This is a genomic window from Leucobacter faecis (genome assembly GCF_054456635.2).
This window is the reverse complement of record NZ_JBTJEP020000002.1, coordinates 273,548-285,077: the sequence shown is the minus strand read 5'-3', so window position 1 is coordinate 285,077 and position 11,530 is coordinate 273,548. Positions and strand designations below refer to the sequence as shown.

The following is an 11,530-nucleotide window of genomic DNA, read 5'->3' as shown; positions in this document are numbered from 1 at the left end:
ACACCACAGGCCCCGGCGCATGCTGGGGCCTGTGACGTTTGATCCGGATCGATATGGCCCAGGGTCGAAGCTAGATCTGCTCGACCGCGAAATAGTTGCCTTCGGGGTCAGCGAAGTTAAAGGTCGTGCGGCCGCCCATCGTGATGAGCTCGCCGACGGTGACACCCGCGGCATTGAGTCTTGCGCGCATGCCAGAGGCGTCCTTGCTGCCGAAGAGGATTGACGGGGTCGCGAGGTCGAGTTCGGGAGACATGCTGGCCACCGTCGAACGGTCAAACAGTACGAGGGCGGCGCGATCGTCAGGAAAAGCGGCGAGCTCGACCGACAGCACGTGGCCGTCCATGCGCTGGGTGTCGCGCCGGGAGAACCCGATCTCGCGTTCCCAGAACGCGGCCACGCGCTCGGGGTCGTTGACGTACACCATGACTTTGCCGAACCGGTCGATCATTGGGGTCTCCTTGGAAGCATCGGTTGAACGGGCGTGCCGCCAGTATTGCAGTGGCGGCACGCCCGGGCAACCGCTTCTGCACGGCCCGTTTTGAGTTGGAGTGGGGGTTCGTGTAAAGTTAAATCTTGTTGCGCCGCTCCGGTAGCGCGGCAAGAAGTTCCTCTTGGGATATGGTGTAATTGGCAACACAACGGTTTCTGGTACCGTCATTCTAGGTTCGAGTCCTGGTATCCCAGCCAAGCATAAGCATTATTGACCAAAATAACCCCTGAACAGGGGTTATTTTGTTTTCCATCGGTACATTCGGCACATCACCCCATTTTCTTGATTCTTGCTCTGACCGGGGTTAATGCGGTTCGCATCCCGTAACGTATTTGGGCTTCGGTACATCGTTCTGTCGAAGAACTCACCCCAGTTGGATGTACCGATGGTGTTGTTTTGATGACAGCGAAGTTGACTTGACGGCAAGAGCCGTGCCGGTCATAGTAAGCCGCAGTAGCAACTGGCAATATTGTTAAGAAGGAGGTGCCGTGCCTGTAAATCTATTCATCTCATACGCCTGGACATCAGGCGAGCATCGAGAGTGGGTGCGTCTCCTTGCCAGCCAACTCCATCTACTCGGATATAACATACTTATTGACTCAAGCGTCGACTACGGCGATGGACTGAACGGCTTCATGCGGAAGGTCGTTGACGCTGAACATGTCCTCCTTGTGGTCGACGAGAACTACATTGAGCGAGCGAACACGATGCCGGAATCGGGCGTTGGTATCGAGACGAAGTGGATAAGTGAAGTTCATCCGGATCGTCCCGCGGGGTGGCTTTCGGTTCTCTTCGTGAGTAACCCCGGCCGGAGGATGCCGGATTGGCTGACAGAGCATAACCCCAAAGGTTTCGACTTCAATGCCAGCTCGGAGACGGGCAACTTCCCCGGATCATCTCAAATTGATGAGCTTTGGCGTTGGATCGAGGGCCTCCCAGCCGACCAAGCCAATGCAGTGCCAATTGCTGAGGTAAGGCGCCGAGCTGCGCGTTTGGAGCGAATAGAGAATCTTCGGGATCCGGGTAATTGGTCGAACCCGAGTCTTGGGGGTGTTGTCGAGTTTGCGTACAAGGATCATCCAGGTGGATCTTATGGAGTCGGAGCTGGTGAATACCAGTTCTCCGTTTCAGTTTCTGGATGTGGGGCAGACAGCATCTATGTCTATTCAGATCCGCTAAGGGCTGTAGGGCTAATTACTGATGAGCAGTTCCAGAAGTCGGAGGTCGAGGCCTACCTGCGTCCGGGGAGAACGGTGACGCCTCGGGTTGGGCAGAGTGTTGTCCTTATGAACCGTCACGGAAACCTGTGTGTTGTAAGGATCGATGCGGTTCAGGCAGAGATCAACGATTCAGCTTATGTAGCTCCGTCAGTCTCCTTCTCATACGAGATTCTCGCCCTTTAGTCCTTTGAGTATGGTGCTCATGCTTGCATTCCCGGGGGAGTAGCTTATAGTGAAAAACACTTCACTATGCCGAGACTCACCTCACGCGATTACTTTGCCAGACGTCAGTTCCTTCAAGAACTCTGGTTTGACCATGCCGGTGGGTCTATCGGCATGATCCCTACGGATATGCAACGTGACCTTCACGACTTCTTCGCCCTGACCGAACCACTCACCGAGGCGGAAGTTTTACAGCACCGCAAAGAAATGAGTAAAGCCTTCCCTGCTCTACCGCAGCAAGCTGGCCGTGCATACGAAGCAGTTCTCGCTCATCACGAGGGCCGCCCGAACAAGACCGTTGACGAGTGCCTCGCCTTCCCACCCGACAGCACGGTGCAGGTTGCTGGTGGACGGAATAAAGATCGCCGTGTTCGAGCACTTCCACTTGCTCGCCCGAAGATTGACCACCGCAGACTCGCACATGGGCTCCTCGAGTTTGCGAAGACGCCCGACGGGCAAAAGCTTTATGAAGAGATTAAGAAGCGAGAGGTGCGGAAGAAGTCCCGCCTCTGATGGGTATGGCGAGCTCTTGACGTGTCGGTGGGCGGTGTCATAATCAGGGAAACAGGCTAAGGAAGCGGAAGGTCGTCTATGTGTAGTGCTTCTGCGTCAAGGAGGACTTATCAATGGCGATGAGAGCGAGCAAAAATAATGCCAAGGGGACTTCTGGACAGAGTTATGTGAAGGCTCGACTAGAAGAGTTGCAGTGGGGTGCGGTGCTAAATCCAGAGCACGACCTCGGCACCGATATATGGGCGGCTGCGAGAGACTCAAGAGGTTTTGATCTCGGCGCTCTCATTGGTCTCCAGGTTAAGAATTGGGATTTCCCGTTCGGCAAGCCCAAAACCCACAATGGGGTTAAGGGGTGGTGGTTTACCGACACGGCAGACCACTTCGACTATTGGCTTAATCATCGTCTTCCGCACCTTGTCGCCCTCTACGACAAGGATGCTCGGAGAACTCATTGGGTGCATATAACAAAAGAGACCGTCGTTTCTACTGGTAAGGGTAGAAAGATCTTCGTCCCGAAGGGGCAACTTCTTGACGAGGCGCATCTCGATGCCTTAATTGAGATAGCTACAAGTAACCCGCCTGGAACAGCTTGGGACGGAAGCGCCTGGGTGCCGGGCCAGGTGATTTCGGAGGAGGCGCAATGGCGTTATGCCATGATCGCACCAAGACTGATGGCTCCTCACCCCAATGCGTCGACTGAGGAGTCTTCGGCCACTCAGGCTATGGCCATGCTTACGGCACTTCGTCTTGATGATATACACGGTCGATATAAGGAGAAACAGCCACTTCTTGACCGAAAAGCGTGTCTAGAAAGCGATGATCTCGGATGGAGGCTTTTCGGTTCCGCTCTCGCTTGGGTTGAAGATGGCGATCTATCGGAGCTCCGCGAACTCGCTATTCAAGACATCAGCACTCCCTTTTTGAGAGTAGCTACTGCAGTCTCGCTTAGCGCTGCACTGCACGAAGACGGTCAAGTGGCCGAGAGTATTTCGCTGCTTGACCGTGTAATTAAAGAGCATGACGATTACACACCTGTTGATCTTGCATGGTTGAAAGTCCACTTATCGAGGAGTCTTGTACAAACCGGGCAGCTTCTAGAAGCCCGTGATCTTGCACTAGAGGTTGCACCCATTGGCCAGATCGCCTCCAGCGACCCGACGGCCCGTCTAATATCGGGCGTGGCATCGGACATTATTTTCTCATTGAGCGGATGGCAATCTGGAAATCTAGCGGCCACCATTCAAGCAAGAGACACTGCAGCCGCATGGTGGAGGTCGCAGGCAATGACCTCTGGCTTGACCAGGCACCTGGAAGAGTCATTCAAGACTTGGGCGAAAGACCAATCGGTCACTTGGGGCGGCTCGGACGGCACATGGCTAAGACTTCGCTCCGCGACACTTATATCTGGTTATGCCGCAGACACTCCAAATTGGGCATACGCATCTTCTCTTCTGGCTCAACACATTCTCATGCTTGAGTTGACCCCGGACCAAGTTGGTTCAGCGTTAGATCTGTTGCGACTCTCTGGATCGGAGAAGGAGCTAAAGCTTGCGATTAACCGAATCCTTGATCGTGGTCCTGTTGAGGCGCTTACTACGGTGAGCAATGCTATTGACTTAGAGAAATCAACAAGATCTTCTCTGTTCTGCGACCTGGAGGTCCTGGGGCTTTCTGCGCCTTTGCTTTCTGCCGAGATAGCTGATGCCACGGCTCTATGGATTCTTTCCGAACTAAAGAATCCCGAGGCCAGGACGAAAGCACTAGGCCTTCGTTTTCTTTATTCGGAGCATCTAGTGAAAACGCTCGCGCGCATTTACGTGACATGTTCACCAGCGGTTCAACAAGAGATCCGAGAGCATATCGTTACGCTTCCCATAATTGAGGATCAGTCGTTAGCACACAACTACGCGGTTCTTGTTAGAAATGTCGAACATCTGGATTGGGAAACGGAACATATTGCGCTGATTAAGCGGCGTAATGGTGCTGACAATTTTGAGCTGCGCGACGAATTAGAGTCCACTGTTGCTGCTTGCGATCCTGATTTTCGCGCATCGCTGGCGGAGCGTATTGCCCAAGGTGATGCCGCTGCGCTTTCTAGTTGGGGGGATGTACGTGACTTGCCTGCTGCTGCAGCGGCGGGGATGGTCGAGCATACTGCGGCGGCAGTTCTTAGAGAATTGGAATCTGCGCGCTCGGGCAGCTTCGCATTCGGAGGACCTAGTGTCCTACGTCGACTAGTACTGCTAAATGTATGGCACCCTCTGGCTGCGAACTGGAGGCCATGTATAGAAGCGGTAAGCGATGAAAGCTCGAGCCCGAATGATCTATCACCGGGCTTGCAACTCATGTCGATGCAAGCCGAAATGATTCCCAATCATGTTGCCAAATCGCTAAAAGCTCCTCTTGAGAGGCTTGTGACCTCTAAACCCGATGCTCGTTTTCAGGACGGATGGTTTGGGGTCTCTGATCTGCGGGGCGACGCCTTGACTCTCCTGGCTGCTCTCTTTCCTAAAGAAGTTGCTGATGAGGTACTTCTTGATTGGCTACGTGGATCACCGACACAAATCGCTGCAGCCGTTGGCGTCTATGCGGATCGGGAACGGCTAACTGACCTGCCGCTACTTACCGCGCTAGCCGCGAGTGATGAGACCGAAGTTAGGGCTGCGGTTGTTTCGGCACTTGCAAAATGGACCGCTCAGGGTCTGGGCGGCTCATCTGTCTTTGGGCTACTCAAGAGTTTGCTTTCAGAACCTGGCGTGAAGCTCGCCTTGCGAGTAACACGGACGATAGGTCAGCAACCCCAAACTGAGGCAGCCGAGAAGCTACTAGAGATTATCCAAACACACCAATCTTCAATAGTTAGAAGGCATGTCGAGCTTATCCGGCAGCGTTGGTTGGATCGTACTTAACGTATCTTCAGGCCCTTACGTGGTGCTTTCGCCCGCATCACCACTCCTGCACCACGCTGCGCCCGCAATACCGCTCCGTGCGAAAGATGATGCTTCGCTTCCAGCTCTGCAACCGTGGCTCCGGCCTCATAGTCTTTCGCCAGCGTAGCTTTTAGCTCCGGTGTAACGAATTTCCTTCGCACCACCACATGATTCTCTCGAAGGAGCCGGATTAACGCGGATGGTGCGACTTCATACTCCTTCGCGAGTGCGGTCGCACTCTCACCTGCCCTGTACCGCTCGAGAACCTCCCTGACCCTCTGTTTGCCAAGTCGTGCCGCAATTGGCTGTTTAGCCGTCCCTTTTGGTAGCGCCTGTGGGTTGACCCGGTAGCATGAGTATTTGAAGGCTTTAGCACCGGCGATATTGCGAGTGAGTACCAAGCAATATTGCGATTGAGCACCGCGGAATCGCAAGAGTGAGCACCAGCAATAGGCACTGCTACTCAAACAGATGGCAAGCAAGCCGCGGGTCGCAACTCTCACATGAATTCGCCGTTCGTCTCGCCAGTCCCTACCCAGATTGTCCTGGCAGATCCTGGAACATATGAGGAGCGCTTCTCCCGACAAGCCCCGGCACACGGCTCGAGGCAAGGCTTGCGAAGCGAGCCGCGGCAGCCCCATCGGGCCCGGTGCGCGATTGTGTATCGACAGCAAACGCGCGAATCAGGATGCCTGAGCCAAAACTATACTCGTGAGGTCGTGCGGCAGAAGGTGCTTGAAACGCCGGTGCTCACGTTGAATATTTACCGGTGCCGATCTGACAATAACTGTGCCGCAGTGGGCGGTGCTCAGACGGAATATCGCCGGTGCTCAGAACGCCTAATACTCAACCGTCACAGCTGCGCAAATATGGGTACTCGCAGTACTGCGCCCTGTTCAACGAGTACGTGAAGAAGAACGATCTGACCGCGGTACTCAAACACTCCCCGGGACGGACCATGTTCATCGACTGGGCCGGCGACACGATCGATCTCGTCGACGCTGTCACCGGGGCAGTCACCAAGGCGTGCCTGTTTGTGACCGTGTTGCCGTACTCGGGCTATTTGTGGTGTCACGCGTTCACTGACATGCGCATGCCGTCTTGGATTGCTGGCCATGTGGGGGCGTTCGAGTTCTATCAGGGGGTGCCGCAGCTGCTGATACCCGATAACGCGTTGACGGCGACGCATCGTCAAGAACGAGGAGACGCTTCGAGGTGGGTGACGGACCGGTATCAGCAGCTCGCTGATCATTACGGCACCTCGGTGCTCCCCACGCGGGTGCGGTCTCCGAAGCATAAGGCCGCGGTCGAGTCGGGCGTGAATGTCGTCAACAAACGCGTGATCGGCTATCTCGCAGAAGACGTGTGGACCAGCCTGGCCGACCTCAACGAGGCAATCAGTGTGCGGGTGCACGAGATCAACCATGAGATCCGCCGCGTGGACGGAACCACCAGGTGGGAACGGTTCAGCACGGAAGAAGCAGCACTCCTGGGGCCGCTGGCCGCTGACGGGTTCACCGAGGTCGACTGGAAAGAAGCGAAGGTGCAGCGTAACTCGCACATCACCTGTGACTGGCAGCACTACTCGGTCCCGCACGCATACGCGGGCAGGCTCTTGCGGGTCAGGCTCACGACCGCCAAGGTGACCGTGTTCGATGGGCAGCACATCGTATGTGAACATGCCAGACTCACAGGCCGTAAGGGCCTGTACTCGACCGAGGCAGCCCATTTACCGGTCGAATACCGGGATGTTGATGGGCTGTGGTCGAGGGAGTGGTTTCTTGGGCGGGCTCGCATGTTCGGTCCCGCGACGGCGCACACGATCGAGGCGCTCCTGGACCGCCGTGAGCTTGAAGCGCAAGGGTTTCTGGATTGCCAGAACGTGCTCGAAACACTAGGCAAACGCAATAAGCAGCGCCTTGAAGCAGCCTGCCAGCAGCTCATCGACGCGGGGGCGGCCCCGTCGTACACTGCCCTGAAACGGGTGATGGCTGCTATCGATTCCGATGAGAAGAAACCGAAGGTGACGCGGCCGGCAGCATCGAACCGGAAACCCAGGTTCGTGCCCGTCGATGACGACACCGACGCGTCGACGGAAACCCCCTCGGGCGCGTACGTGCGGGGCGCTGACTATTACCGTCGTCTCGATCAAGAGCGGGGCGATGAATGTTCACCATCGATGACTACAACAAGTTCAGAGAACTGCGTGTCACGCACTTAGCGGCCCGGTTCGAGGACCTCATCACAGATGAAACGAATGATGACCTGACCCCGGAGCAGCTATTCCTCACCGCGACTGCTGACGCGCTCGAGCTCAGGCACGCGAACTTCGTGAATGGGCTCGTCAAGAAAGCAGATTTCCCGATCCCTACCGCTTCGGTTGCGGAGATCGATTACCAGGAAGGGCGGGGCATCACGAAGGTAAGAATGCAACGCTACGCGGACCATAACTGGGACAACGCGACTCTCAACGTGATCATCACTTCACCCTCCGGGGGTGGGAAAACGTATCTCGTGTGTGCGTTGGGGATCGCGGCTTGTCATAACGGGTACAGCGTCGCATATACGCGTATGGATGACCTGGCCCGCAGCCTCATCATTGCGCGCGGTGACAGCATCAAACATCAAACATTGTTGAACAAATACTCGAATGTCGCGTTGTTGATTATTGATGACTTCATGACCGTGGGGATTGACCAGGACGCGGCGGCAGATCTGTTCACGATTCTCGCGAACCGGGAGCATCGGGCGGCGACCATGATCGCGTCGCAGTCGGGGCCCGAGTATTGGGTGGACGCACTGCCAGACAAGGTCGCGGCGGACTCGATCGTGAATCGGCTTGTGAACCACGCGAAGAAGATCACGTTGGGCGAGGTGGATATGCGCCGCGAACGCAGCGAGCAAGCCCGCCAGGCCCCCGGCTACTGGGAGTAGAGCGTTCCGGCGGCCGGGAGCACGCACGTGCGCTACTCGGTCGCCGGAATGGCGCTACGCGATACGTGGACTAGCGCTACTCGATAGGGCTATTCGCCAGCAATACCGTGCACTCGCTGCTTCACGTCTTTAGGTAATCCATCTCGTGCAGGCCGTGATTTTGCGATCATTCGCAGCCCCTCTGGCGTGAATCCAAAGCTTGTGTTCTTCGACGTGGCGTCTATAACGCCAGCCAGAGATTTTATTGAAACCAAAAATAGCCCGTCAACAGGGGTTATTTTTGATTCTGGTATTCGGGTCGCTATTCTGCTCGGGATACGTGATTCCTCGGCTCACCCCTGTTAATACTGTTCGAGTCCCGCAGGGTATTTGGGCTTCGGGACATGGTTTTGTCGAAAAACTCACCCCTGTTGGGCGTACCGATGCTGTTGTTATCTACACAACGAACTACACCCCAGGCTTCTCCCGCTGCGGGTGGTCCCGTATTGAATTCCTAGGGAGGTGGGTAGTTCCGCGAAAGCTGCGACACCGCATCGTTCTAGCTACTTCCCTGCAAATGAAGAGGGTGCTGAAGTATTGACGTGTCGGTGGTCGATGTCATAATCAGGGTCAGATCACGAATGCGCAGATCGGGGCGTAAATGGAGAAAAGGAGAACCTACGGGTAACGAGCTATGAGACTAGTGAAGGCTGAGGTAAACGGGTTCGGCCGGTTGGCTGAGGGGAAAATCAACCTTGATAGCAAGGTGGTTGCAATCGTCGGCCCTAATGAAGCGGGAAAGACAACGCTTCTTAAGGCGCTGGCGTATATCGACAATAAGAAGGTGCTGGCACCCTCTGAGCGCTCGCGTCAAATGAATGTTGCAGATGACGCAACTGTAGTCAGGGTGAGATACCTTCTCGATGACGAAGACCGTGCAAGCGTTGAGGAATTGGAACTCCAGGAAGCGCCGCGTGTCTTGTGGCTCTCGCGGACCGCTGGTACTGCTGGACAGCCAAGGGTTACTGTCGAGCCTCAGATCCTTAAAGCTATTGCTCCCCTTGAGACTGCTGTCAAGAATCTTAGAACGAGCAATACCAAGAAGGTGCTGTCGCAACTTGACTATATTCAGCCTGAGCCGGGTGAAGATGGAAGTATCGAGCCGATAGACGAGGAGCGAGCGACCCTACGGAAGCGTATCGAGGCCCCGCTAGCTGCCTTTCTAGATAAGGCAGCGAACGCTGGCGACTTGCGGCTAGTGCTGCCTTCTCATGTTGATGAGCTGCGCGAAGCGAACGACGAACTGGCTGAATATCAGCTTGTTACTCCTATACAGGAAGCACTTACGGAAATTCTGGCGTGGTGGGATCGAGAAGATCCAACGGCTGCCGTCAAGGAGGCTCTCTATAACAACTCTCCAGACATCCTCCTCTTCGGGGAAAATGACCGAGCTCTCGCGTCAAGCTACGCTCTTTCCGCAGAAGAAGCGGCTAACCCGCCTGTCGCGCTCGGGAACCTGGTGAAAATGGCAGAACTTGACCTGCCATCACTCTGGCACGCTTTCGAAAGTGGCGACGAAGGAGAGCGTGAGACGCTTATCGATCAAGCGAATCAAGTCCTCGCAACGAAGTTCGCGACTGCCTGGAAACAATCGGATATATCAGTTCACCTGAAGACAGAGGGTACTGCGCTATTCGTTCGGATCAAGCAGGACGGCAAGCGTATTACGCAGTTCGATGAGCGTAGCGCGGGCCTCAAGATGTTTGTTGCGCTGGTGGCATTTCTTGCTGAACGCGAGGATTCGACTCCGCCGATCCTCTTGATCGATGAGGCTGAAACACACCTTCATATTGACGCTCAAGCCGACCTCGTTAATACCTTTATGACGCAGGATCAAGCTGCAAAGGTGATATACACGACACACTCGCCTGCTTGTCTACCCCCTGATCTTGGGTCGAATATTCGCGCAGTAGTCCCTGATCCCAAGCATGAGTATCGCAGCCTGATCCAAGGAAGCTTTTGGCATGGTGCTGCAGGCTTTTCTCCGCTGATGCTTGCCATGGGGGCTGGTGCGGCGGCGTTCTCTACTGCTCGCTATGTAGTGCTCGGCGAGGGCGCTTCGGAGATGCTCCTTCTCCCGACGCTCATTAAAGCAGCTATTGACGTGCCAGATCTCGAGTATCAGGTCGCACCTGGCCTGTCTGAAGTCCCTGCGGATCTTTATCCAGAGCTTGATCTTGCGGGGGCTCGCGTTGCCTATCTCGTAGATGGAGACAAAGGTGGAAGGGAGCGCCGGGCTTCACTAATTTCGGGAGGTGTCTCGGCGGAAAGGGTCGTAACTCTCGATGCGCTTACTCTCGAGAATGTTCTTGACCCTGAGTCATATCTAAAGGCGGTCGCTCTGCTACTTGTCGAGTGTAATCAGGATGTCGTCATCCCGGATCTGCCGGATCTTCCTGATGCCAACGCGAAGGTGTGGCCGACTGTACTTGAGGAGTGGGCAAAGAGGCACAAGTTGAATATGCCGGGTAAGCGAGTGATTGCAAGTCGGCTAATCGAAGAAGGGCTTGCGAAGCCTAGTGATTATGGCACTTCAATTCTCCAGAGGCTTCATACGCAGCTTGATGTGGTCTTGAAGCGAGCAAGCTAGCAGGAGGTCTATGTATGGAGTGTGCTGCTCGTGCTTGCATTCCTGGGGGAGTGGTTCATAGTGAAAAGCACTTAACTATGCCAAGACTTTCGACCAAGGATTATCTTGCCCGGCGACATCTCCTTCGAGAGCTTTGGCTTGACCGTGGCACTGCAAAGTTTCCTTACTTGCCAGTGAGTATGCAGAGAAACCTCCATGACTTCTTCGCACCCTCTGAGTCCTTTACTGACAGCGAAGCCCTCCGTCATCGTACCGAGATGTCGATGGCCTTCCCTTCCCTGCCTCAGCAAGCGGGCCGCGCGTTCGAAGCACTTTTTGCACATCTCGAAGGTCGACCGAACAGAGTCGTTGACGAATACCTCACCTACCACCCAGTGTCTGATGCACAGCCCGTGAGGGCGCGGGGTAAGAATTACTGCATCAAGGTGCTTCCGCTTGTCCGCCCTGAGATCGATCACCACAGGTTTGCACATGCTCTGCTTACTCTTTCGCAATCTCCTGAGGGCAAAGCGCTTTACGAGCGGATCAAAAACGGAGAGGGGCGCAAGAAGTTGTAGCTACTTTCGAACGGCTATGCGCCTGTCTTGATCTT

The 11,530-nt window shown here is 55.2% G+C and carries 8 protein-coding genes and 1 tRNA gene; 7 read left to right on the top strand and 2 right to left on the bottom strand.

Annotation, left to right across the window (positions count from 1 at the left end; all coding sequences use genetic code 11):
* Nucleotides 1-70: 70 nt before the first annotated feature.
* Nucleotides 71-448 (bottom strand): VOC family protein, encoded by a 378-nt coding sequence (locus ACXR2T_RS03025; RefSeq protein ID WP_458814107.1) that lies wholly within the window; start codon nt 446-448, stop codon nt 71-73.
* 164 nt (nt 449-612) lie between these two features.
* On the opposite strand from ACXR2T_RS03025, the gene ACXR2T_RS03020 reads away from it, so the two are divergent.
* The 4 genes from ACXR2T_RS03020 (at nt 613) to ACXR2T_RS03005 (ending at nt 5,354) form a co-directional block, all read left to right on the top strand.
* Nucleotides 613-687: transfer RNA gene (locus ACXR2T_RS03020), tRNA-Gln, on the top strand.
* Between the two features lie 291 nt (nt 688-978).
* Complete coding sequence (locus tag ACXR2T_RS03015) at nt 979-1,893, top strand: toll/interleukin-1 receptor domain-containing protein (RefSeq protein WP_458838164.1); 915 nt, start codon at nt 979-981, stop codon at nt 1,891-1,893.
* A 66-nt stretch (nt 1,894-1,959) separates the two neighbouring features.
* Nucleotides 1,960-2,445 (top strand): hypothetical protein, encoded by a 486-nt coding sequence (locus tag ACXR2T_RS03010; protein ID WP_458838165.1) that lies wholly within the window; start codon nt 1,960-1,962, stop codon nt 2,443-2,445.
* 119 nt (nt 2,446-2,564) lie between these two features.
* Nucleotides 2,565-5,354 carry a DUF4365 domain-containing protein gene (locus ACXR2T_RS03005; protein ID WP_458838166.1) on the top strand — a complete coding sequence of 930 codons (2,790 nt, stop codon included), beginning with the start codon at nt 2,565-2,567 and terminating at the stop codon, nt 5,352-5,354.
* On the opposite strand, the gene ACXR2T_RS03000 is transcribed toward ACXR2T_RS03005, so the two are convergent.
* Nucleotides 5,351-5,776, bottom strand: coding sequence for a hypothetical protein (locus ACXR2T_RS03000; RefSeq protein ID WP_489945478.1), 426 nt, complete (start codon nt 5,774-5,776; stop codon nt 5,351-5,353). The two genes, ACXR2T_RS03005 and ACXR2T_RS03000, sit on opposite strands and share 4 nt — an antisense overlap.
* Before the next feature lie 425 nt (nt 5,777-6,201).
* On the opposite strand from ACXR2T_RS03000, the gene istA reads away from it, so the two are divergent.
* The 3 genes from istA to ACXR2T_RS02985 all read left to right on the top strand — a co-directional run bounded on the left by istA (nt 6,202) and on the right by ACXR2T_RS02985 (nt 10,938).
* Nucleotides 6,202-7,596, top strand: coding sequence for an IS21 family transposase (gene istA, locus ACXR2T_RS02995; RefSeq protein WP_458838167.1), 1,395 nt, complete (start codon nt 6,202-6,204; stop codon nt 7,594-7,596).
* Nucleotides 7,542-8,309: an ATP-binding protein gene (locus tag ACXR2T_RS02990; RefSeq protein ID WP_458838168.1), complete on the top strand. Its 768-nt coding sequence runs from the start codon at nt 7,542-7,544 to the stop codon at nt 8,307-8,309. Before istA ends, ACXR2T_RS02990 begins: the two co-directional genes overlap by 55 nt.
* Nucleotides 8,310-8,991: 682 nt before the next feature.
* Nucleotides 8,992-10,938 (top strand): AAA family ATPase, encoded by a 1,947-nt coding sequence (locus tag ACXR2T_RS02985; RefSeq protein WP_489945477.1) that lies wholly within the window; start codon nt 8,992-8,994, stop codon nt 10,936-10,938.
* Nucleotides 10,939-11,530 lie beyond the last annotated feature (592 nt).

Coding starts and splice junctions, on each gene's coding strand:
- ACXR2T_RS03010 (WP_458838165.1), top strand. CDS start 1,960: ATGCCGAGACTCACCTCACGCGATTACTTTGCCAGACGTCAGTTCCTT.
- ACXR2T_RS03025 (WP_458814107.1), bottom strand. CDS start 448: ATGATCGACCGGTTCGGCAAAGTCATGGTGTACGTCAACGACCCCGAG.
- ACXR2T_RS02990 (WP_458838168.1), top strand. CDS start 7,542: ATGTTCACCATCGATGACTACAACAAGTTCAGAGAACTGCGTGTCACG.
- ACXR2T_RS03005 (WP_458838166.1), top strand. CDS start 2,565: ATGAGAGCGAGCAAAAATAATGCCAAGGGGACTTCTGGACAGAGTTAT.